Here is a 24,358-nt window from a genome sequence, read left to right as displayed (position 1 = left end):
GTATCTAATATTTGTATCTAAAAACTATAAGATACCTTCTAGCCACGTGGGGGTGGCGGCGCTAATACTTCACGATTACCATTGTGGCCTTGGCTACTAACAATCCCTTGGGATTCCATCATTTCGATAATGCGGGCTGCGCGGTTATAACCAATTTTAAACTTACGTTGCACGCTTGAAATTGAACCTCTGCGGGTTTCAGTGACAAAAGCGACGGCCTCATCGTATAACTGATCAGTATCGTCATCGCTTTCGGCGGTTTCACCCGGTAACAAAACTTGTTCTCCGTCACTAACACCATTAAGAATTTCTTCTACATACTGTGGTTTTCCACGTGCATGCCAATCAGCTACGACTTTGTGCACTTCATGGTCATCAATGAAGGCGCCATGAACACGGACAGGTACACTGGTGCCTGGAGGAAGATAAAGCATATCACCCATACCAAGCAGTGTTTCTGCACCTTGCTGATCCAAAATAGTACGTGAATCGATACGCGATGATACTTGGAAAGCAATACGTGTCGGTACGTTGGCTTTAATCAAACCCGTAATAACATCTACCGATGGGCGCTGTGTTGCTAAAATTAAGTGAATACCAGCAGCACGGGCTTTTTGAGCGATACGAGCGATAAGCTCTTCGACTTTTTTACCCACAATCATGATCATGTCAGCAAATTCATCAACGACGACGACTATAGACGGTAATTTATCAAGTTCAGGCGCTTGCTCATCCATACTCTCTGATGATTTCCAAAGCGGGTCTACTATCGGTGTACCTGCTTCTTTGGCCAGTTTTATCTTGGTGTTGTAGCCTTTAAGGTTACGCACACCTAATGCTGACATCAGTTTGTAGCGACGCTCCATTTCACCCACACACCAACGAAGTGCATTCGCAGCTTCCTTCATATCTGTGACAACTTCACATAACAAATGAGGAATGCCTTCATACACTGAAAGCTCTAGCATTTTCGGGTCAATCATGATGAAACGAACATCTTCTGGGCCAGATTTATACAAAATACTGGTGATCATGACGTTCACACCAACAGACTTACCTGAACCTGTCGTACCGGCAACAAGTAGATGCGGCATTTTACCTAAATCAACCACAACGGGATCGCCTGCAATATCCTCACCAAGCACCATTGATAAATTTGACTGACTTTCATCAAAAGTTTTGCTATCCAGCACATCGCGCATGAACACGGTTTCACGGAACTTGTTCGGTAACTCTAAGCCGACATAAGCTTTACCCGGGATAACTTCAACTACGCGTACGCTTTCAGCCAATAATGAACGGGCTAAATCTTTCGATAGATTAGTAATTTTCGACGCTTTAACACCAGGTGCTAGTTCAAGCTCAAAGCGAGTCACTACAGGACCTGGGAAAACACCAACAACATTGGCGACAATATTAAAGTCAGCTAACTTGGTTTCAACTAACCGAGCAACAATATCTAGCTCATCTTTTGTAATTGGGTTTTCTTTACGATCTGGTACATCGAGTAATGTAATACTTGGCAAAGGTGGCATGGCAACACGAGGTTGGCTCATCACAACTTGAGGTTCTTGCCCTGGAATGATAACCACACCTTCGGCGATATAAGGCTTATCAGTAGTTGCTGCAACTGGGTTATTTGCTGCGTGATTTGCTGCGTTAGCACTGCCATCCGAATTGTGTTGTTCACTGCTTTGCTGGTTTTTAACCGCTGCAGCCATTACAGTCGCACCAATAGATGTTGTGCGTTCAAACTCATCACCGAAATCTATGGTTTGATCATTATTGGCTCCGGTAGCATGAGCAGTTTGATTAGTATGAGTTAAATCGACAGCTGGCGCATCGCCTGTAGCAATCCAAGGTTCTGCCGAGTCATCATTTTCATTATTAATACTAACTTGCGGCTCTACTCTGCCCTGCCCATTGACTGGCTCTAGTTGATTTTGGTTATCAACGTCATCATCTTGGTTGTCGTCAGGGGTATTATCTCGAGCTGGAATAATCTTAGATTTCATTCTCGCAAAGACAGATTGCTTAACTGGCTCAGATTCATACTCGTCTTCATCAACTTCTGATTCGGATACTGCATCTGAATGAGTTTCAAATTGTGGCTCTAACTTACCGCCGTAGGTTCTTTCTGTAGATTGAGTATCAGTCGTTTCCGTTACTTCGCCATCGATAGCTTCATATTCATCTGACTTATCTCGTCTTTGTTTGAACTTATCGACCACAGACATAAAGCCGCGGGTATCTTCTGTTTCATTTGAACCGTTCAAGTAACTTGGAAGACTAATCAATTTTTTAACGCACCATATGGTGCCGTAACCTGTCGCTTCAATGACAGTTAACCAACTGATACCTGTGGTTAAGGTAAAACCTGCGCCAATAAAACACAGCAGTAACAGTGTGGTTCCGAGATTATTAAAGTAAGGCAACATAGCTTGGCTAATAACATCACCTGCTACTCCGCCCGCAGAAAACACATACATATCGTCAGCATTCATGCTGGCTAAAGCTGCCAATGCTAATACCATCAACATAAAGCCGATGATCCGTAAACCTACAGAAAAGTAATCTATTTCAAATAATTTATGAGTGCGGTTAAAAATAAACCAACCGGTTGCCGCTATGATGACTGGAATGAGATAGGCGATAAAACCAAAGAAATAAAATAAAACATCTGCAGTCCAAGCTCCAACTGCGCCAGTTAGGTTATTAATTTCACCTTGAAAATGAGACTGGCTCCAACCTGGATCATTTGGATCAAAGCTGCTGAGTGCCAGAAGAATGTAAGTTGCTGTCATGCAACAAATGATCAATCCACCTTCTAGAAGACGTTGAAGGCCACTAAGTGTTTGAAGACTATTTCCCTGAGACAAACGAAAACACCCGAATAAGAATTAAATAAGAATGATAACAATAACAGAATATCGCTGATGTTGCAGTGATTATGCAACGCTAAGAAGCCAAGCTCAACCTAATGTTTTCAGATAGATGGCAGCTTAACCAAAAATTAATTTACTGTTTATTAATAGGCTATTTTTACATCAAAAAAGCAGCGTTTTTAAACTTGAAGTAAATTTTAGGCAAAAAAATAAAGGGCTGTGCCCTTTATTTTTATTGGTCAGAAAGTTTAGTAGCTGTCCGCTAATAAATTTAATGCGACTTTATTAGTTTGTTTGACTTCTTCCATGACCACATAAGTACGAGTATCAGAAACTGATGGCAACTTAAGTAGTGTCTCACCTAATAAACGACGATATGCCGACATATCAGATACTCGAGTCTTCAATAAATAATCAAAGTCTCCAGACACTAAATGACATTCTTGAATATCATCGAGTAACTGAACGGCTTTGTTGAAGCGCTCAAAAATATCAGGCGTATCGCGTGTTAACGTGATTTCCACAAATACAAGTAAAGATGCACCAAGATAATGAGGGTTAACTAATGCAGTATAGCCATTAATGTAACCTTGTTTCTCGAGACGCTTAACTCGCTCTAAACAAGGAGTAGGACTAAGCCCTACTCTTTTCGATAACTCCACGTTTGATATGCGACCATCAACTTGAAGTTCATTGAGGATATTACGGTCAATCCGATCTAAATCTTTTACAGAATTTTTCTTATTATTTGCCATATTATTAACCTTGCTTTAGCACAAAAACAACATATTCATCTTTTAATGTGTAAAGTTTAGCAGCATAAACTGCGTCTTGGGCACTATACTAGACTTCCCTGAAATAAGCACGTTCAGGCGAGCGATTATAATAACAATTGAACTGTCAACAACGACAACAGAGCAAATAGAGGCACATAATGATTATTGGTATCCCTACTGAAATCAAAAACCACGAGTACCGTGTAGGTATGGTTCCTTCAAGCGTTCGCGAATTAACGATTAAAGGCCATGATGTATTCGTACAATCTGATGCTGGTATTGGCATTGGCTTTACCAATCAAGATTATATTGACGCTGGTGCTTCTATTTTAGAAACAGCCGCAGAAGTGTTTGCACAATCAGATATGATTGTGAAAGTTAAAGAGCCTCAAGCTATTGAGCGCGCTATGCTTCGTGAAGATCAAATCCTATTCACGTACCTGCATTTAGCCCCTGATATGCCGCAAACTGAAGACTTAATCAAAAGTAAATCAGTCTGTATCGCTTATGAAACTGTTACAGATGACCGTGGTGGCCTTCCTTTATTAGCACCTATGTCAGAAGTCGCTGGCCGTATGTCAATTCAAGCAGGTGCTCGTGCCCTTGAAAAGTCATTAGGTGGACGCGGTATGTTACTTGGCGGTGTACCAGGTGTTGAACCAGCTAAAGTCGTTATCATTGGTGGCGGTATGGTTGGTACTAATGCTGCACAAATGGCTGTAGGCATGGGCGCTGACGTAGTTGTACTTGACCGTAGCATCGATGCGTTACGTCGTTTAAATGTTCAGTTTGGTTCTTCAGTGAAAGCTATTTACTCGACAGCTGACGCTATTGAACGTCATGTAATTGATGCTGACTTAGTGATTGGCGGTGTACTTGTACCAGGCGCTGCAGCACCTAAGTTAGTGACCCGTGACATGATTTCACGTATGAAACCAGGCAGTGCGATTGTCGATGTAGCAATTGACCAAGGAGGCTGTGTAGAGACTTCTTACGCAACAACTCACCAAGATCCAACTTACATTGTAGATGACGTGGTTCATTACTGTGTAGCGAACATGCCTGGCGCTGTAGCTCGTACTTCTACTTTTGCACTTAACAATGCAACGCTGCCGTACATTCTTAAGCTTGCAAACTTAGGTTACAAAAAGGCGCTACTTGCTGATCAACACTTACTAAATGGCCTAAACGTTATCCATGGTAAGTTGGTATGTAAAGAAGTTGCTGAAGCGTTAGCACTTGAGTTTACAGAAGCTAAAATCATGCTTGGCTAATGCTTATTTCACAGTAGTAAAATCATGTTGTGCTTAAAAACCGCTCTTGGAGCGGTTTTTTTATATACAAAAATCATCGAAATAGGCTTAATTTCAAACCATTTAAAATGTGACAACTTGCATCATTCGTTCATTTTACAACCAGCTTACAAGTGTTTGCTAAAAACTCGATAATTATTACTCAATAATTAAAGCTAGTTAATTGATTAGCTAAAATAGTCGAATAATGTTCATTATCTCAAAGCTATCCTCTACAACCCCCATTCAGTAAGAGTTTCATTAAAATAAAAACATAATTTGTTCTTAAAATAACATCAATATTTTGCCATAGGGTTTTATCCTGTGTAATTTTTTTTAAGCAGTGTTTTTGACTATTGGTAAAATAGCTAAAATTCTCTACAATTTAGTGATTATTTTCGTATTAAGAAGTGACTTAAAATGTGGTTTCAAAAACAAATTAACTTAAAGTCTCGGCCTCGTGGTTTTCATTTAATCACTGATGAAATCCTACAACAAATTCCTGAGTTAGCTAATTTCTCAGTTGGCATCATGCATGTTTTTTTACAACATACATCAGCCTCTATCACCATTAACGAAAACGCAGATCCAAGTGTTAGACAAGACTTTGAATCCTATTTTAATCGCACTGCAGCTGAGAATGAGACTTATTATGTGCATACCTATGAAGGTAGCGATGATATGCCAGCGCATTTAAAATCCAGCTTATTGGGATGTGAATTATCTATTCCGATCAGCCAAGGACAATTGGCAGTGGGCATGTGGCAAGGGATCTATCTTGGCGAACATAGAAACCACGGTGGCAGTAGACAAGTGTTAATTACCATTCAAGGCGAATAATTAATTGCCATTTTTGGTCTTAGCTAGTAATTGAAAATAGGTAATGAGTTAACTGATACTAGGGCCTGATGATCTTGCTGGTTAAGTTACGTTAGAAAAAAAAGTATTTTAATTGAGGCGGATGGATTGATGCCTAGGGCCTGTTGATCTTTGCAGGTTAAGTTTTGTTCGAAATAAAAGCGTTTTAATTGAGGCGGATGGATTGATGCCTAGTCATCTAAGCAAAATTCATCCACCAAAGAGTAAAACGCTTTTAATCGAACCCTTTGGGCAGCGTTTGTTGGCCATTTTTACTGCGTTATCGACTTTTTATGTAGAATAACGACACCACAAAGTCTCTGCCTTGTATAAATGGCCAACAATTCGCTGCAAAAACAACCTTGAAAGATCAACACGCCCTAGTCACCTAAGCATCTTTTATTCACAAAGATGCATCCAACAACTTAGAGCAGCGTTCATCATCTTCAATTTGAGTAATAATGAACAGTTTAATGACTCAAAGCTTGTTAGACAGTTAGTGACTTATTGAGAAGCCAGCAAGTCATAAAAAGCTTGTTTAGGCATTGGCCTATAGAAAAAGTATCCCTGTATAGCATCAACATGATTGTTTTTGACAAAATCTAACTGCGCTTGAGTCTCTACGCCTTCAGCTGTTACTGAAAGTTCAAGTGCATTACTCATACTGGCAATAGCTTCTACCAATGCTTTATGACGGGGCCCTTGTTCTATCTTTTGAATAAAGGCTTTGTCGATTTTAATTTGATCCACTGGAAAATTAACTAGGTAAGATAACGATGAGTAACCTGTTCCAAAATCATCAACTGAGATTTTAATGCCCCAATGACGCAATTGATTTAATAGAGTCTCAACATTTTGGTGTTGTTCCATCATCAGTGACTCGGTTATTTCTAAGGTCAATAAATCAAATGGAAAATCTGACATTGCTTGATCGCGAATAAAGTCTTCAAAGAAACAAATAAATTGTTTTTGCAGATCATCGGTTAAAAATTCACATGTGGAAACGTTAACAGCCAACGCTATCGGGTGTCCTTGTTGCCAACGTTCAGTAATAATTGCCAGTGCTTGCTGTCTAATCCACTTGCCAATAGGAATAATTAGCCCAGACTGCTCAGCTATAGGAATAAACTCCTCTGGGGAAATAAACTCACCGTTAAGTTGCCAGCGGAGCAAAACTTCAGCTTTTTCGATTTTAGATGAGTGAATAGAAACAATAGGTTGAAAATACAGCTCGAACGCCTCATCGTTAATTGCCTTACTCAGTTCCATTTGTAAATATGCCGTTCTTTCAGCATTTTTTTGCATAGCTTTATTAAAAAACTGATAGCTATTACGACCTTTCAACTTAACATCATACATTGCTTGACTAGCAAAATTAATTAACGATTCAACAATGGTAGAGTCTTCTGGGTAACGTGAAATCCCAATGCTCATTGTCGGGTGGATATGCAGTCCTTCAATCACCACAAGCTCTGCAACTGATAAATTAATCTGTTTAGCAATCGAGATCAGTTCTTGGACGGTTATTTGACCGGGTATAAATAAACCAAATTCATCCCCTGCCATTCTTGCTAATAAACTATTTCTTGGTGCAATTAACGTTAATCGATCAGCGACTTCTTTTAGTAATCCATCGCCATTTTCATTCCCGAGGCTGTCATTAATTAATTTGAAATTATCAATATCCATTAATAGAACACTACATGCGATATTTTGCTGCTTAGTGCGTTCATGCTGCCAAACATAATCGTATATTTTATCTAAGAAACAACGACGATTAGCTAAGCTGGTCAGTGCATCATTGTTAGCTTGATAATGGATTAATTTATTGGCACTTTTATGTTCACTAATATCAGTTATTAACCAAGAAAAACAATTTTGCTCGCCATGATAATCTCTGAACGTAGTAACGGTGACTTCTGCATCAAAAGTCTGCCCATTTCGTTTGTAACCTATTAATTCCCCCTGCCACGTTTTACCTCTAGTTAGATTTTTAAGCATCGAAACTAACGATTTTTCGTCTGACTTTTCAAAAAAGACTTCGGGTTCAAACACAGACTTATCCGCAGTAAAATCCCGTGTAATAGTCTTAAACATCGGATTAACCTGCAATAAAGAATGAGTGTCAGTGGTAATAACCAATCCCATTGGTAACTTACTGAATATACGGCTGGTTAACCTTTGCAGGTGTAATGCCTGACTACGCTCTATGGCTAAACTTCCTAACTTAGCCGCTTCTTGGATCAATTCAAGGTCTAAATCAGACGGAGACTTTTTAGTATCATAATACATAGCGAATGTGCCGAGCACTTCACCATGAGAGTCAATAATAGGTTCAGACCAACACGCTTTAAGTCCTGCTTTGAGTGGCAACTCTTTGTAAGCAGCCCAATTAGGATGGGTTTCAATATCCTCAACAATAATTCGTTTACCCGTTGCAGCGGCCGCGCCGCACGATCCAACTTCGGGGCCGATTTCTACGCCGTGTATAGCTTGATTATATTCTTCAGGAAGACTTGGAGCCGCACCATTTAGCAGTCTTTTTTTATCATTACTGATTAATAGAACAGAAGCTTTGGTGCCTATTTTTTGTGCTTCGATGGAAAGAACTAAAGAATGAAGGATTTCACGAAGGGGTGAGCCAGAAAGAACCATAGATAAAATTGTACTGTAGCGCTCAATGCTCGATGAGCGGTGTGTTAACACATCAAAATTTTCAGTGCTTTTACTTATATACTGCGCGCTATCCATAGAGCTCCTACAATCACAATCATCTATAACTGCTTATGACAGTTTTAATTTTCTATGTTCTGTACATGAAGATTATGCATTATTACAGCTAAAATCAACAAAGTTGTTACACTGTGGCAATTAGTATATTTGTACTAATTTTCCCATCTGTCTATTACAGCTAGAAAAACTCAAAACTACCATGTTATATGCTACTTAAAATAAAAAAGCAGTATTGTCTGCTAACAATACTGCTTCTAATACTTGTTTTATTTTAAAACAATAGAGTTTACGCTTCGCTAACACGTTCGATGCGAGCTAAATAAAATCCATCAAAACCATGTTCTGAAACGAGAATCTCTTCATCATCGAGCAATGTAAAGTGTGGGTTAGCTGCGATAAAAGCATCCACTTGATTTCGGTTTTCATCAGGCATGATAGAACATGTCGCATAAACCAAGATCCCACCCACTTTCACCATACGGCTATAGCTTTGTAAAATGTCTTTCTGCAACTCTATTAGTACAGGTAAACGCTCTGGTGTATCGCGCCACTTAGAATCAGGGTTGCGTTTTAGTACACCTAATCCTGAACACGGAACATCTAGCAGAACACGATCTGCAGTCAGCTTTAAACGCTTTATAGTTTTACTGCTAGCGATGATACGGGTTTCAACATTGTGAGCGCCAGCTCTACGAGCACGAGATTTGAGGTTATCTAATTTCCATTGCTCAACATCCATGGCAAGTAAACGACCTTTACCTTTCATTTGCGCAGCAATATGAAGGGTTTTGCCACCTGCACCAGCACAAGCATCAACAACGCGCATGCCCGGTTTTGCATCTACAGCTGCTGCAACAAGTTGCGATCCAGCATCTTGTTGTTCAAAAAAACCTTCTTTAAACGCAGCTGTTTTAAATAGTGCTGAATCTGAACGTACTTCTAGTGCACTTTCAACACCTTCAACCTCTACTGTCGCAACTAACTCTTTGGTTAAACGTTGTTTTAACTCATCGCGTGTACCTTTTAATGAGTTAGCACGAATATAACGCTTCGGTACGGCCGCTAATGCAGCTCTTTCAGCAGGCCATTTATCACCTAACTGCTCAGCGCCTAACGTATCTAACCATTCAGGACAGCCATCCCATAAAGCCGGTTGTGTTTTAGCTTGTGCAATACGTTCAGCTAAATCTTGGGCATCAACTTGTAGTGCATACTCCATTTTTGGTAATTCAAGCTCATGGAATAAATGCCAACCATTGATTAGTTTTGACCCCATACGCTCAATATCGTCAGCTTTCATGTCAACGATGTAACAATAAAGGTTTAATCGACGAAGAATATCACCTGTGACAGTGGTTATGCGGGCTAATTCTGCTGGCGGATATTGCATGCCAGAAAAGTTGTGAGAATATGCTCTATCTAATGGTTTACCATCAGTTAACACCATGGTTAGCACATCAATTACCAGTTCAGATGAACTGCCAGAAAGTGGGAAAGTCAGCATTGGGGATCTCACAGAGTAAAGAAAAAGAAGTTATTACAGAAAAAGCGCTTGGATCATAGGAGCTAACTTGCTCTAGCGCAAGTATTGATTACGAATAATCAGGGTTAACTCTATTTAAAATATAATAAAAGCCCTAAATATAAAAAGCAGCCATATGGCTGCTTTTTATATCAAACGAAGTAACAAAAATTAGTTGGTGCTTTTAAGATAGTTGAGAGCCCTTAGCACCATAAAACACGATAAAGGCATAACAAACTACCGGCAAGATAAAGGCTGGTTGTATGCCCATTGAATCAGCCATAACACCTTGAAGTAGCGGAATGATTGCGCCACCCACAATGGCTAAACATAATATGCCACTGCCTTGAGATGTATGTGGACCAAGATCCCTTAGCGCTAAACTGAAAATCGTTGGGAACATAATAGAATTAAACAAACCCACAGCCAGAATCGCGTACATAGCAATTTCTCCACTGGTGTACATTGCAATTAATACTAAAAGTGCGGCTACCAAGCCATTAAATGCCAACACTTTACCAGCTGCAATCTTTTGCATCACTGCAGAACCAATAAAGCGGCCTACCATTGCGCCGCCCCAGTAATAGGTAATGTATTTCGCAGCGTCAGCTTCTTTAAGCCCAACGATATGCTCTTCACCTAGAAAGTTAACTAAGAAGCTACCAATTGAGACTTCTGCACCCACATAAACAAAGATACCAACTGCACCGAGAACTAAATGCATACTTTGTGTTGCGCTGGTTTTACCTTTATAGCTCACTTCACCTGTTGAGTTTTGTTCAACATGGGATTCAATAACAGGAAGTTTTAACTTAGCAAAAATGATTGCAAGCACTGCTAATGTAGCTGACAGAAACAAATATGGCATTTTTACCACTTCTGCCTCAGCTTGTGCATGTCCTAACTCGCCTACTGCACCTGTGGCTACAGATAGAATCAATATCGCGCCAAAATAAGGAGCAACTGTGGTTCCTAATGCATTAAAAGCTTGGGTTAAATTTAGACGACTTGAAGCAGTTTCTTCACTACCAAGAGCATTCACGTAGGGATTAGCAGCGACTTGTAAGATAGTGATGCCAGATGCAAGCACAAAGAGTGCACCTAAAAACAGACCATAAACGGCAAAGTCAGCTGCAGGGTAAAACAATGCACAACCAATACTTGCAATCACAAGTCCAGTGACTATGCCTCTTTGATAGCCTAATTTTTTAACTAAATTACCAGCAGGCAATGAAACTAAAAAATAAGCCCCAAAGAAACAAAATTGAATCAGCATCGCTTCGGTATAACTAAGCGAGAACACAGCTTTCAAATGTGGAATGAGAATGTCATTTAAGCAGGTAATAAAACCCCACATAAAAAACAACGAAGTCAGTGATACAAGTGCAAAACGATATTTACCATCACCAGAATGGGTGACGGTGGCTGTTCCGCTAGAAATTGTTGAGGCCATAATTAAGATTCTCTAGTTATTGTATTAAGACACTACTGCTTGATTATAAAAATTGAGTATTCCAAATTTATAAAAGAAAACAGCAACTCTAGGTTGCTGTTGTCATATATCAGTCGATGATGGCAAAAAAGCTATTAAATGCTGCAAGCTTTAAGATTTTTTCGTTAGCAAGTACACCAGACGTTAAGCCATGATTATCGATAACTTGCTTGATATTGAACTTTGAAACATCAAACTGGTTATCGGTATTTGCCAGGTTAAATACCACTAACAAAGTTTGAGTTTCAAAATGACGTGTAAACGCGAGTACAGGCTCTTCGCTTTCAATAAACTTGATATCACCAGCAACCAATGCTGGATATTGTTTACGCCAAGCCAAGAAATGGCGATAAGCATGTAAACTTGAATCTGCATTTGCTTCTTGTACATCTACAGATAAGGCTTTATGTTCAGCAGGAATAGGAAGCCATGCTTGCTTATTCTCACTGAATCCTGCTTGTTGATTATCCTTTAACCAGGGCATTGGCGTCCGGCAACCATCTCTTCCCTTGAACATCGGCCAAAATGTAATGCCGAAAGGATCTTGTAATTGTTCAAACTCAATTGGCGCTTCGGTTAAACCCAGTTCTTCACCTTGATAACTACATACACTGCCGCGCAATGAACATAATAAACCGTTAAGCATTTTAACCAAATCAGGATTCGTTTCGCCTTTGCCCCAACGCGTTGCTACGCGCTGCACGTCATGATTTCCTATGGCCCAACAAGGCCAACCATCACCAATGCTGGCTTCTAGCTCTTCTACCGTTTGTCTTATATAAGCTGCACTAAAGTCGTTAGTGAGTAACTCGAAGCTGTATGCCATATGCAGGCGATCATCACCTTGAGTATATTCTGCCATCGTAGCCAATGAATCTTCAGATGACACTTCACCTAATGTCACTGCGCCAGGATACTTATTGATTAATGCACGTAAATCTTCAATAAAGCCGACTGTTTGAGGTCGTGTATTGTTGTAATAATGATATTGGTAAGCATAAGGGTTATCTTCACTAAACCCTCTTCCTTGACGTTGATCTTTAGGTTTTGCCGGATTATCGCGTAATTGCTCATCGTGATAACAAAATGTAATGGCATCTAAGCGAAATCCATCAACGCCTTTTTTAAGCCAAAACTCAACATTATCAAGTACTGCCTGTCTCACTTCTGGATTGTGAAAGTTTAGATCTGGCTGGCTTTTAAGAAAGTTATGCAAATAATACTGCTGACGACGTGGTTCCCACTCCCAAGCGCAGCCACCAAATATCGCAAGCCAATTGTTAGGCGCTGTTCCATCTTCTTGAGGATCTGCCCATACATACCAATCGGACTTATCATTATCTCTACTTAGTTTACTTTGCTTAAACCAAGCATGCTGCTCTGAGGTGTGGCTTAACACCTGATCAATGACAACTTTGATGTTCAATTGATGTGCTTTAGCGATGAGTTCATCAAAGTCATTCATCGTACCGAACATTGGGTCGACATCTAAGTAATCACTGATGTCATAACCAAAATCTTTCATTGGCGACTTAAAGAAAGGAGAGATCCAAATAGCATCGACATTCAAGCTAGCTATGTAATCAAGTTTTGCAATAATTCCCTGTAAATCACCCACTCCGTCGCCATTAGAATCCATTAAGCTTCGTGGATATATCTGGTATATCACTCCGCCGCGCCACCATGATAACTGACTCATTGCACACCCTCTGTAATAGAGAACTAACTATTAAACGACCTTGACCTAGTTAACTCTTTGTTGCGACCCAGTAACAGGTCGTCATTATTATTTAATTGCCTCGAGGATACGTGAATATGGAAATCAGGTTCAATAGAGCTGCATACGTATGCAAAGAATTAAACCATTTTATAAAATTACTTTCAAACACCTTAAGTGCTACAATTCAATAACTTAACCAACTACCAACATGACTTTTAAATGTTAATTAAAAGTAAAAAAACAGCCATTTTTACTTTGCACAACCTTTGAATACGTATGCATAACGTTGTCGATGAAAGAAAGCTAGGAGTAGTATCTTCACTGTTCCGCAACAAAACGGAAATAAACCTCAGCGCTTATGCAGTCAATTAAGCAAGCTGAAGGAAAATACTATAAAGACTGTAATTATAAATAATAGAAATCTAGTAGCTCTACCTTACAAACATAAGAGCTACTGGCCATTCAGAAGGGGAAAGATGGATGTCGCTATTTAAACCAAGCTTGCTAACGTTAGCAATGGTTGCTGCCAGTACAAGTATGTACGGCTTTGCAGCTGAAGCAGAAGATGCTGCTACTGCAGACGAATCAATTGAAGTACTAAAGGTCACCGGTATTCGCCGTAGCTTACAAGAGTCTCAATCATTGAAGATGTCTTCATCATCAATTGTTGAAGCTATTTCAGCTGAAGATATCGGTAAACTACCTGATGTCAGTATCGCAGAATCACTAGCACGTCTTCCTGGTGTATCAGCTCAGCGTCTTGATGGCCGTGCAAACGTCATCTCTATTCGTGGTATGGGTCCAGACTTTACTACTGCAACTCTAAACGGTCGCGAGCAGGCATCTGTCAATGACAACCGTGGTGTTGAATTTGACCAATACCCTTCTGAATTATTAAATCGTGTAGTTGTATATAAATCACCTGATGCAACTGTTATGGCTCAAGCCATTGGTGGCACAGTTGATATGCAAACCATTAGTCCATTAGCACATGGCGAGCAAACATTCGCTATTGGTTTACGCGGCGAAATGAATGACCTTGGCGCACTAAACAGTGGCTCAGAAGACACGGGTTACCGTGGCAGCATCTCTTATATTGACCAATTTGCAGATGACACAATTGGTATTGCATTAGGTTACGCACGTATGCAGTCACCTAACCAAGAAGAACGCTGGCAAGCATGGGGTTATCCAGAAAATGATGCAGGTGATAGTGTTCTTGGTGGTGCTAAACCATTTGTTCGATCAAGTGAACTTGAGCGTGATGGTGTATTAGCAGTCTTTGAATATGTACCTAATGATTTTTACCAAACTAAAGTTGACCTTTATTACTCAAAGTTCACTGATGACCAACGTTTACGTGGTATCGAAATCCCTGCTGCTTGGGGCGCAAACGGCGGTGTAGTTGCTTCAGAAACTGAAGATGGCCTTGTTACTGAAGGCACTATTAATGGCGCTGAGGTTGTGATTCGTAATGACGTTAACAAACGTGATGCTGAATCATTATCGATTGGCTGGAATAACAAATTTACCATTAACGATAATTGGTCTGTAGAAGCTGATATCGCCCTTTCAAAAGCTGAACGTACTGATATTGGTATGGAAAGCTACAGTGGTACAGGTCGTGGTACTGGTGTTGGCGCGGTTGATGATTTAGGTTTTGCTTATAATGGCGACGGTGGCTACAACTTTACTCACGGTTTAGATTATGCTGATCCAAACGTTATCAAGTTAGGCGATCCACTAGGCTGGGGTAGCCCACTTGGTGCTAATACCCAAGATGGTTTCATTAACAAACCTGAAATTGAAGATGAATTAAAGTCATTTCGCCTAAGTGCTGAATATGTGTTTGATGAAGGCATTATGCGTAGCATCGAATTTGGTGTTAACCGAACAGACCGTGAAAAAACCAAACTTGATAAAGGTTATTTCTTAACGCTTGAAGGTTATGACGGCACTGATCCTAACTATGTTATGACGGTACCAGATGAGTACTTACTTAGCCCTACTTCACTAGATTTTTTTGGTATGGGTGATGTATTAAGTTACGACTCGTTAGCATTTTACAATGACGGTAATTACATTGAAACTGATGTTGCTGATGTAGATGGTAGTCGTGCGGTAAATTCTTGGGAAGTATCTGAAGAAGTTACTACCGCTTTCGTTATGGCAACGATTGATACAGATGTTTACGACGTTCCATTAACGGGTAATTTTGGTATACAAGCGGTAATGACAGATCAAAGTTCAAACGGTACTGCTACTACTATTGAAAATGATGTATTAGTCACTAACCCTAATTATGACAGTGCTTCATACACTGAATGGTTACCAAGCATCAACTTAGGTTTTGAAGTAGCTGATGGTCAAATGCTTCGTGTTGCTGCAGCTCGAGTATTGACCCGTTCGCGCATGGATCAAATGAATGCAAACATCGGTTATAGCTATGAACAAAACCCTACTTCTGGTGTCAACTGGACTGGTGAAGCAGGTAATACGCAACTGCGACCATGGCTTGCTCGCCAATATGACATTAGCTATGAAAACTATTTCAGCGACCAAGGTTATTTTGCATTAGCAGTCTTTTATAAAGATTTAGAAAACTACACGTATAGACAAACATCATTTATCGATTTTACTGATATCGTTCCACCACAAAACCCTGATACTGATAATCCAATTGGTAGTTTTGAACAGTGGCAAAATGGACAAGGCGGTTATGTTCAAGGTATTGAAGCGTCATTCTCATTAGACTTTGGTTTATTTGCTGACGTATTAAATGGTTTTGGTACTGTGATGAGTGGTTCTTACAATGAGAGTGAAGTAAAAGAAACCTCTGATAGTGAATCTACGACGTTACCTGGTCTATCAGAGAAAACATTCAATGCGACTGTTTACTATGAGAACTCAGGCTTTGAAGCACGTGTTAGCTCACGCTACCGTAGTGATTTCTTAGGTGAAGTCACCGCAATCAGCTTAACTCGTCAAAATGTTAACGTAAAAGCTGAAACCGTGGTTGATGCACAAATCGGTTATGACTTCTCTGAAAGTGGTATTGATGCCCTTTACGGTTTATCAGTATTGTTGCAAGTGAATAACTTAACCAATGAGCCTTTCACTTCTTACACAGGTGATGATGCTCGTCATGTACGTGACTACCAAAACTATGGTCGTAACTACATGTTAGGTGCGAACTACAAGTTCTAAGTCATGACTCGTTCTGAGTTGTTTAAAGTGCTCACTCTTTTTAAGAGACAGCAATGAAAAATAAGCCTCTGTAACCTGTTACAGGGGCTTTTTTTACTCATAAAACCAAGTCAAATTAAACAAAAACATAAAGGCGATTACTGTGAATAACAATAAAATCAAAAACATTGTAATTGTAGGTGGTGGCACATCCGGTTGGATGACTGCGGCCATGTTAATCAAACTTTTTAAGAAACAGCTCAACATCACCTTAATCGAATCAGAAGATATCGGTACCATTGGCGTAGGAGAAGCTACCATCCCTCCTCTACAAATATTTAATAGTGTTTTAGGTATTAAAGAAGCTGATTTTATTAAGCAAACGGAGGCTAGTTATAAACTCGGTATTCAGTTTGAGAACTGGGGGCAACAACAAGACAGTTATATGCATGCCTTCGGTGACATTGGAAAAGATATTGGTTACACCCAGTTTCATCATTATTGGTTAAAGTCGAACCCGCAAGATGCCATGTCTTTTTGGAACTACTCTTTAAATTATCAGGCTGCTAAAACCAATAAATTCGATATTATGGATAGTGTTGCTGGCTCACCATTAGCTGGCATAACTCACGCTTATCATTTTGACGCAACGCTTTATGCGCAAATGCTTAGGCAATACAGCGAAAATTTATCGGTAAATCGTATAGAGGGCTTAATCACTTCAGCAGAGTTAACTGTTCAAGGTGATATTGAATCCGTATCGCTTAAAGACGGCCAAGTGATTAAAGGCGACTTATTCATAGACTGCTCAGGTTTTGCAGCATTATTAATAGAAAAACAACTGAACGTTGGTTATGAAAATTGGCAACATTGGCTGCCTTGTGACAGTGCTTATGCCGTACCTTGTGAACGAACCGAACCGTTAGTGCCCTATACTCGCTCAATTGCCCATAATGCTGGCTGGCAGTGGCGCATTCCATTACAGCATCGTACGGGAAATGGTCTAGTTTACTCCAGTAAACACATCTCTGACGAGGCTGCAAAAGCACTATTACTTGAAAATCTTGATGGCAAAGCATTAGCTGAACCTAAAAAAATAAACTTCAAAACAGGCCGCCGTGAAATGCAATGGCACAAAAACTGTGTCGCAATCGGCCTATCAAGTGGCTTTTTAGAACCGCTTGAATCGACTAGTTTGCATCTAGTTCAATCTGCCATTATCCGCCTAACTAAATTTTTCCCCCACAATGGTATACAACAAGCCAATGTTGATGAATATAACCGACAGTCAAAACAAGAATTTGAACAAATACGCGACTTTATCATTCTTCATTATCACGTCAATAACAGAACCCATTCTTCAAATAAGCCAGATCTATGGCAGCAATGTCGCGACATGCCGATACCTGATTCATTAAAGCAAAAAATCGAATTGTTTCGTGCAACAGGAACGGTAACGCGTTATCAAGATGAACTTTTCACTGAGGCTGCTTGGGTCCAAGTACTGTTAGGACAAGGTATTGAACCAGAGGACTATAATCCCCTTGCCAACAACATTACCGATAGTGATCTAAAAGAGTTTTTAGCTAACGTGAAGCAAATCATTGCAACAGCTGTCAATCAAATGCCTAGCCATGATGATTTCATCAAGGGTTTATAAATTTATTAGCAGTCTTTAACAGATTCTATCTAGCAAACAATCATTATTAAAAAATAGAATAAAAGGTTTTCAACATGACTTTTCAACCCAATAAATTGACCTATTCTCTACTGGCTACTTTAATGTTTTCAGTGCCTTCGTTTGCCGAAATTACCAATCTTTCTGTTGAGCCTGAATCATGGTGGGCTGATATGCAGAACAGCCAATTACAAATACTGGTATATGGCGAGAACATTAGTCAAATGCAGGTTAAGTTAGATCAATCTCAGGGCGTAAAACTGAAGCAAACTCATCAATCAATCAGCCCCAATCACCTTTTCATCGACCTTGATTTAAAAAATGCTCAACCTCAAACACTGCAGTTCGGGCTTTATGACAACGACACATTTGTACAAAGCTTTGATTACTCAATACAAGCTCGTGAAGCAGGTTCTCGTGATAGACAAGGTTTTAGCAACAAAGATGTTATCTACCTCATCACACCAGATAGATTTGTGAATGGTAATCCAGCCAATGATAACCACCCTACTATGTTAGAAACCATCAATCGCGCAGATAAAGACGGTCGACATGGTGGCGATATCATGGGGATCCGCAAAGCTTTACCCTACCTACAAGAATTAGGTATCACCCAGTTATGGATAAACCCATTACTAGAGAACAACCAAGACAAATACTCTTATCATGGGTACTCAACCACAGACTTTTACAAAATTGATCCTCGCTTTGGCAGCAATGAAGAATACAAGTCATTAGTTGAAGAAGCGCAGCAATTTGGTATTGGGATCATCAAAGATGTCATAGTTAATCACATGGGCTCGGGTCACCGTTGGATGGCTGACTTTCCTACTGCAACATGGATAAATGGCCAAAGTGAGTGGCAACAAGACCCTAAAAACATCATGTATACCAGTCATCGTAGAACCACAGTCCAAGATCCATACGCAATGGCTAATGATAGAGCTGAATTTGAAAATGGCTGGTTTACTGACACTATGCCAGACATGAATCAAAACGATCCATTTATGGCCACATACCTGATACAAAATAGTATTTGGTGGGTGGAATATGCCGGTTTAAGCGGCATTCGCGAAGATACTTATTCTTATGCAGACAAGTCATTTTTGACTCGTTGGTCAAAAGCTATTATGGATGAATATCCAAACTTCAATATTGTCGGTGAAGAGTGGACTGATAACCCAATTACAGTCAGTTATTGGCAAGCAGGAAAACAAAACGCCGACGGCTATGTATCACACACACCTAGCATGATGGACTTTCCTTTGTATGAGGTTCTTATTTCAAGCCTGACAGAAAAGGAAGATTGGGGCAGCGGTTTAATAAATCTATATGAGATGTTAGCCAATGATGTAGTGTACGCAAAACCAACTGACCTCGTGTTATTTGAAAGTAATCACGATACTAACCGCTTATACAGTTTAATGGGCAATGACTTAGCCGCTTATAAAATGGCAATGGCTTATGTGGTGAGCAGCAATCGCATTCCACAAATGTTTTATGGCACTGAAGTACTAATGGAAAGTCCCACTAAAGATCGTAATGACGGTCTAGTTCGCAGTGATTTCCCTGGTGGATGGCAAGACGATTCAGTGAATGTTTTTACTCAGAAAAACTTAACGTCAGAGCAAGTAGATGCACTTAACTTTAATAAATCTTTATTAAATTTCCGTAAAACCTCACTAGCACTGCAGCAAGGTAAACTATCTCATTATGTACCCAAAGACGGGGTGTACGTACAAGCAAGAAGCTACCAGCAAGCTGGAAAGTCTGAAGATGTGTTGATTATTTATAATAAGAATGAACAGGCAATTGATATTGATTTATCGCGCTTTAGTGATGTGATTAACAATAACAAAGTGGGGCTTGATATTTTTAGTCAACATTCGTATTCATTAGATAAGTCGCTCACTTTACAAGAAAAAGGTGTCACTATCTTAAGCTTGAGTCAGTAACAAAAATTTGCTCGATACAGCATATAAAATCAAAACTAACATCAGTCAAAAGAGACAGATATGCAATTAAAACCGACAAAGTTATCCAGTTTGCCTTTATGGACTCTCGCATTAATACTGGGAGGATGTTCAGGTCAAAACAGTAATGGTACGCAAACTACAGTGGTGAGTTCAGACAAGGAACCAACAGTTAAAGCTGAGCCTACAAACAAGGTAAATCAGGCTATTCCATTACAAGGAAAGCCCGTTGTATACCAAGTGTTTACTCGACTATATGGTAACACCAATACCACCAATAAACCTTGGGGAACCATAGATGAAAATGGCGTAGGAAAATTTAGTGATTTTACTGATGTAGCACTGCAAGACATAAAATCACTTGGTACCACGCACCTTTGGTACACAGGGATCCCTCATCACGCAGTGATTAATGACTACACCGAGTTTGGTATCAGTAATGATGACCCTGATGTGGTTAAAGGTCGTGCGGGCTCTCCTTATGCCGTAAAAGATTACTATAACGTTAATCCTGATCTCGCAGATAACCCAAAGCAACGATTAGCGGAATTTGAAGCGTTAATTAGCAGAACTCACAATAATGGCATGAAAGTCATCATTGATATTGTCCCAAATCATGTCGCCCGTCGTTATGAATCACTTGACCAAAACACCGCTTTACCTGAAAACCGCCATTTCGGGAAACTAGATAATACTCAAGTTGAATACGCTAAAAATAACAATTTTTATTATGTTGTTGGTGAAGAATTCAATGTGCCAGAGCCTATCAACGGATATTCACCTTTAGGCGGTGAACTGCATCCTTTAGCCGATGGCAAATTTAACGAAGTTCCTGCAAAATGGACAGGCAACGGTTCACGCTTGGCGAAACCCGATGCCAATGACTGGTATGAAACAGTCAAGGTTAACTATGGTGTCAAACCAGATGGTTCATATGACTTTCCGGTGCTACCTGAGGATTACGCTAATAAAACGGCTTCGGAGCATCACCAGTTTTGGCAATCACAACAGCCAGAATCGATCCCAGACTCTTGGGTTAAATTTAAAGACATCACAGAGTTCTGGTTAGCAAAAGGTGTTGATGGTTTTCGCTATGACATGGCTGAAATGGTGCCCGTAGAGTTTTGGAGTTACCTAAACAGTAATATTAAACAGTTAAACCCAAACGCATTCTTATTGGCAGAGGTGTATAACCCGAGCCTTTATCGCGACTACATTCATTCAGGAAAAATGGATTATTTGTACGATAAAGTCGACTTATATGACACTCTTAAAGATATTATTCATGGCAAAGAATCTACCGCTCAAATTGCCGCTGACCAAGCTAAGGTAATGGATATTGAGCAGCACATGCTTCATTTCCTTGAAAACCATGATGAACAACGTATTCATACCACTGATTTTGCAGGTAGCCCAGAAGCCGCCCTACCCGCTATGGTTGTTTCAACCACCATTAGCCGTTCGCCGACGTTATTGTATTTTGGTCAAGATGTTGGTGAACAAGGAGCTGAAAATGCAGGATTTGGTCAGCCAACAAGAACCAGTATCTTTGACTATGTTGGCGTGCCAGCACACCAACGTTGGATGAATAATGGCTTGTTTGATGGTGGGCAATCAACAGATGCTGAAAAATCGTTACGCAAATACTATCAAATCTTACTAAACCTCAGTCATACCGCACCTGCTTTAAGTGGCAATTACTTTGAGCTGGATAGTGCAAACCGTTCAAAGCTTTCAGAACATGCACAACCGATAGCACAAGAGCTAAACTATCAAGCTGGGTACAACGATAAGGTATTCGCGTTTAGTCGTTACAATGATACTCAAGTATTGGTTGTAGTAAGTAATTTTAGTAAATCGGCTGAATCATCTTTCGCATTAACCCTGCCAACTGAACTCATCAATTTAGCGAAACTTGATAAGGCTCAATACCCATTAACAGACTTGTTAAACCCGAGTCTTTCACAGCCTGAGCAACTGCAAATAATTGATGGTATCGGCACGTTACAGATAAAGTTAAATCCACTTGAATCTAAGGTGCTTGCTATCAATCTAAAACAATAACAGCAAGGCACTAACTTGCTGATAGCTCTATGGTCATTCATCTTGAGCCATGGAACAAAGCTAGGCTGTTAAATCGCCACTGTAAGCAATAAAAAATAGGCCAGATAATTAACTTATCTGGCCTATTCCATTTGTGTTATTTAAACAATGCTAATTCATAGTGACTTAACGCTATTTGTTGCTATTTATATAACACAACAGGCTCAACTGATATTTGATAATCCTGCTCTAGTTGCTCTAGCAATATCTGGCTTAGTTGCGCAGTTGCACCATAAAATTTTGATTCACTGTTTTCAACAACGAGAGATAAAAATCGACCAGACCATGGTAATAAATGTAATTTTAACAAGGTCGCCGCCCTATCGGTCTCGGGATGCTCACATAAAGACTCATTAAAATCATTGAGGCTGGAATTATCTTCAGCTTCATCAAGCTCCATACAATGAATTAAGGCGACTAACATTAAACTAAAATGATCAACGGGTTCATTTTGAGCAAGCGTAAAGTTCAACTGATATTTTTTACAAAACTCCATAAACGCGAGTGTTGTTAAATCAAATAAACGATTCTGTTTATTGAGGTACACCGATCCCCAAGGATAAGCCAACTTACCTTTGGGACGTAAAAATAACATATTAAAATCTTGTTTTAAGTCCACTAATGGAGTTTCAATGGCAAGTTGCTTAATGTCTTTTAGCAGGATTAAAACTGGATCTTGCAAGTTAGTGTTATTTGTTATGAATAATGAGGTATCCAGTTCAGATATCGTTTTTTTTAATTCTTCATCAGGATATCGATAAAAAATTTCAGCTATAAGATTAAACATTAACGCCTTAGATTTAACGTTATCAGCATTAGTCATGTTATTTCCTTATTATTTAATTCACTCAATAGTATTTCAGGTTATTATTTATGTCTGTGATACATTCCAATTTATAAAAATATTTAAAAACAATTTATAAGATAGTGATTCAGATCATTAATCTTGTTAGGAATTATTTGTATTATAAATTATTGCTGTTAATACATGATAGGTAAAATTATGTTAGTCATGAGTTTTAAAGAAAGATGGCGTGCAGCGGAACTAGCCAGTGCAATAGAAAGAAGCTTAAAGGATGAAGCTGTGTGGTTAGCTTCCCCAAACACTGCAAAATCAATAGATGCTATCAGTAGAAAGCTGTCTAGCCTTGTTATAACAGACTTTATTAGAGTAGACCCTCTGCCTAAGACCTTAAATGAAGCCGAGCTAATGACTGTATTTTTTAATGCCTTTAGCATCATAATCAATAAAAGTGTTAATCAAGAAACCATTACAAAAATAGATTACTCAATTATTGCATTAGCAAGAGGCTTCGCTTTAGATATTAATTTATCGCATAACCAAGAGTTATTAGATCATGCTAGCTCAGTTATTCAAGTTGCAAATAACTGGGAGAAACATATTAGAGAATTAAATCAAAGCAGAAACTCTCGGTTCACTGTTTAAATTTTTATAAATATATTAGTTTATTTAAAGTGTCACCCAAATAACAAACACCAGTATTTAACTGGCGTTTTTATTAAACTTTCGTATTAGTTTAAGTTATAAAAAATTCTTATAAACCTAAACTAAATTTGAACATTAATTTCTTAGTTTAATAAACACTGTCGACGGTCCTGTCCCTAAATCTTGGTGACCATCACCTGACAAACTCGCCCCAGGTAGTGCTAACGCTTCGCTTTGATCCATCACATCTAGTACTTGTACAGGGCAGCCTTGGACGCAATAAGGTTTTTCATCTATTGCAAGTCTGTCTTTACACATATCGCATTTAGATAAGATACCACGATTAGGGTCCACTTTAGGTGCATTATAAGGACATGCAAATTTACATGCGCCGCAACCAATACACATACTATCGTCGATATAAACTATGCCATCAGCACGTTGAACCATTGCACCTTCAGGGCACTTTTCCACACACAGTGGATCAGCACAGTGATGGCAAGATTGGCTTAAGAACACCGATACTTGTCTACCTTCACTATTGATTTTTTCACCTTGGCTAATATCGCGCAAAGAGATGAATTCATTCAGATCATTACCAGCTTGGCAGGCTACTGTACACGCTTCGCAACCTACACAGTTTTCTTGGCGAAATACAAAACATTTTTGTTCAGTCATTTGTTTATTCCTTAA

General features: G+C 39.4%; 15 protein-coding genes and 1 pseudogene. 8 read left to right on the top strand and 8 right to left on the bottom strand.

Annotation, left to right across the window (positions count from 1 at the left end; genetic code table 11):
* Positions 1–38 precede the first annotated feature (38 nt).
* Both L2735_RS01750 and lrp read right to left on the bottom strand, forming a co-directional pair.
* Entirely contained in the window at positions 39–2,879 is a 2,841-nt protein-coding gene (locus L2735_RS01750) for a DNA translocase FtsK (RefSeq protein ID WP_248983069.1), read from the bottom strand.
* Positions 2,880–3,133: 254 nt separating this feature from the next.
* A complete protein-coding gene (gene lrp / locus L2735_RS01745; RefSeq protein ID WP_055026025.1) occupies positions 3,134–3,640 on the bottom strand; it encodes a leucine-responsive transcriptional regulator Lrp in 507 nt (168 codons plus the stop codon).
* A gap of 179 nt (positions 3,641–3,819) precedes the next feature.
* Here lrp and ald point away from each other — a divergent pair, with 179 nt between their 5' ends.
* From ald to L2735_RS20135, 3 genes and pseudogenes are all read left to right on the top strand, one after another.
* Complete coding sequence (gene ald / locus L2735_RS01740) at positions 3,820–4,935, top strand: alanine dehydrogenase (protein WP_248983068.1); 1,116 nt, start codon at positions 3,820–3,822, stop codon at positions 4,933–4,935.
* A gap of 438 nt (positions 4,936–5,373) precedes the next feature.
* On the top strand, positions 5,374–5,793 hold the full coding sequence (locus L2735_RS01735) for a secondary thiamine-phosphate synthase enzyme YjbQ (protein ID WP_248983067.1): 420 nt from the start codon (positions 5,374–5,376) through the stop codon (positions 5,791–5,793).
* A 205-nt stretch (positions 5,794–5,998) separates the two neighbouring features.
* Positions 5,999–6,196 (top strand): annotated as a pseudogene (locus L2735_RS20135) (hypothetical protein); the annotation flags it as partial.
* 119 nt (positions 6,197–6,315) lie between these two features.
* On the opposite strand, the gene L2735_RS01725 reads toward L2735_RS20135, so the two are convergent.
* The 4 genes from L2735_RS01725 to L2735_RS01710 all read right to left on the bottom strand — a co-directional run bounded on the left by L2735_RS01725 (position 6,316) and on the right by L2735_RS01710 (position 13,257).
* Positions 6,316–8,562, bottom strand: coding sequence for a bifunctional diguanylate cyclase/phosphodiesterase (locus L2735_RS01725; RefSeq protein ID WP_248983066.1), 2,247 nt, complete (start codon positions 8,560–8,562; stop codon positions 6,316–6,318).
* Positions 8,563–8,830: 268 nt separating this feature from the next.
* Positions 8,831–10,048 (bottom strand): RsmB/NOP family class I SAM-dependent RNA methyltransferase, encoded by a 1,218-nt coding sequence (locus L2735_RS01720; protein ID WP_248983065.1) that lies wholly within the window; start codon positions 10,046–10,048, stop codon positions 8,831–8,833.
* A 202-nt stretch (positions 10,049–10,250) separates the two neighbouring features.
* The gene (locus L2735_RS01715) at positions 10,251–11,519 is read right to left on the bottom strand and encodes a sugar MFS transporter (RefSeq protein ID WP_248983064.1); all 1,269 of its coding nucleotides are present in this window, start codon (positions 11,517–11,519) and stop codon (positions 10,251–10,253) included.
* A gap of 109 nt (positions 11,520–11,628) precedes the next feature.
* Positions 11,629–13,257, bottom strand: a complete 1,629-nt coding sequence (locus tag L2735_RS01710) for an alpha-glucosidase family protein (protein ID WP_248983063.1) — start codon at positions 13,255–13,257, stop codon at positions 11,629–11,631.
* 501 nt (positions 13,258–13,758) lie between these two features.
* Between L2735_RS01710 and L2735_RS01705 the strand changes: the two genes are divergently transcribed.
* From L2735_RS01705 to L2735_RS01690, 4 genes are all read left to right on the top strand, one after another.
* Positions 13,759–16,485, top strand: a complete 2,727-nt coding sequence (locus tag L2735_RS01705; protein ID WP_248983062.1) for a TonB-dependent receptor — start codon at positions 13,759–13,761, stop codon at positions 16,483–16,485.
* A gap of 142 nt (positions 16,486–16,627) precedes the next feature.
* Positions 16,628–18,124, top strand: coding sequence for a tryptophan halogenase family protein (locus tag L2735_RS01700; RefSeq protein WP_346348116.1), 1,497 nt, complete (start codon positions 16,628–16,630; stop codon positions 18,122–18,124).
* A gap of 74 nt (positions 18,125–18,198) precedes the next feature.
* Positions 18,199–20,097 (top strand): glycoside hydrolase family 13 protein, encoded by a 1,899-nt coding sequence (locus L2735_RS01695; protein WP_248983061.1) that lies wholly within the window; start codon positions 18,199–18,201, stop codon positions 20,095–20,097.
* 60 nt (positions 20,098–20,157) lie between these two features.
* Complete coding sequence (locus L2735_RS01690; protein WP_248983060.1) at positions 20,158–22,179, top strand: alpha-amylase family glycosyl hydrolase; 2,022 nt, start codon at positions 20,158–20,160, stop codon at positions 22,177–22,179.
* 181 nt (positions 22,180–22,360) lie between these two features.
* Here L2735_RS01690 and L2735_RS01685 read toward each other — a convergent pair whose 3' ends face one another.
* Positions 22,361–23,041, bottom strand: a complete 681-nt coding sequence (locus L2735_RS01685) for a TorD/DmsD family molecular chaperone (protein ID WP_248983059.1) — start codon at positions 23,039–23,041, stop codon at positions 22,361–22,363.
* A 189-nt stretch (positions 23,042–23,230) separates the two neighbouring features.
* Here L2735_RS01685 and L2735_RS01680 point away from each other — a divergent pair, with 189 nt between their 5' ends.
* Positions 23,231–23,665, top strand: coding sequence for a hypothetical protein (locus L2735_RS01680; RefSeq protein WP_248983058.1), 435 nt, complete (start codon positions 23,231–23,233; stop codon positions 23,663–23,665).
* A gap of 135 nt (positions 23,666–23,800) precedes the next feature.
* Here L2735_RS01680 and L2735_RS01675 read toward each other — a convergent pair whose 3' ends face one another.
* Positions 23,801–24,343: a 4Fe-4S dicluster domain-containing protein gene (locus L2735_RS01675; RefSeq protein ID WP_248983057.1), complete on the bottom strand. Its 543-nt coding sequence runs from the start codon at positions 24,341–24,343 to the stop codon at positions 23,801–23,803.
* Positions 24,344–24,358 lie beyond the last annotated feature (15 nt).

It is taken from the genome of Shewanella olleyana (assembly GCF_023283825.1).
GTDB classification, from domain to species: domain Bacteria; phylum Pseudomonadota; class Gammaproteobacteria; order Enterobacterales; family Shewanellaceae; genus Shewanella; species Shewanella olleyana.
The sequence above is the reverse complement of the archived record's forward strand: the minus strand, read 5'-3'. Positions and strand labels throughout refer to the sequence as shown.

Coding starts and splice junctions, on each gene's coding strand:
- lrp (WP_055026025.1), bottom strand. CDS start 3,640: ATGGCAAATAATAAGAAAAATTCTGTAAAAGATTTAGATCGGATTGAC.
- ald (WP_248983068.1), top strand. CDS start 3,820: ATGATTATTGGTATCCCTACTGAAATCAAAAACCACGAGTACCGTGTA.
- L2735_RS01735 (WP_248983067.1), top strand. CDS start 5,374: ATGTGGTTTCAAAAACAAATTAACTTAAAGTCTCGGCCTCGTGGTTTT.
- L2735_RS01725 (WP_248983066.1), bottom strand. CDS start 8,562: ATGGATAGCGCGCAGTATATAAGTAAAAGCACTGAAAATTTTGATGTG.
- L2735_RS01720 (WP_248983065.1), bottom strand. CDS start 10,048: ATGCTGACTTTCCCACTTTCTGGCAGTTCATCTGAACTGGTAATTGAT.
- L2735_RS01715 (WP_248983064.1), bottom strand. CDS start 11,519: ATGGCCTCAACAATTTCTAGCGGAACAGCCACCGTCACCCATTCTGGT.
- L2735_RS01710 (WP_248983063.1), bottom strand. CDS start 13,257: ATGAGTCAGTTATCATGGTGGCGCGGCGGAGTGATATACCAGATATAT.
- L2735_RS01705 (WP_248983062.1), top strand. CDS start 13,759: ATGTCGCTATTTAAACCAAGCTTGCTAACGTTAGCAATGGTTGCTGCC.
- L2735_RS01695 (WP_248983061.1), top strand. CDS start 18,199: ATGACTTTTCAACCCAATAAATTGACCTATTCTCTACTGGCTACTTTA.
- L2735_RS01690 (WP_248983060.1), top strand. CDS start 20,158: ATGCAATTAAAACCGACAAAGTTATCCAGTTTGCCTTTATGGACTCTC.
- L2735_RS01685 (WP_248983059.1), bottom strand. CDS start 23,041: ATGACTAATGCTGATAACGTTAAATCTAAGGCGTTAATGTTTAATCTT.
- L2735_RS01680 (WP_248983058.1), top strand. CDS start 23,231: ATGAGTTTTAAAGAAAGATGGCGTGCAGCGGAACTAGCCAGTGCAATA.
- L2735_RS01675 (WP_248983057.1), bottom strand. CDS start 24,343: ATGACTGAACAAAAATGTTTTGTATTTCGCCAAGAAAACTGTGTAGGT.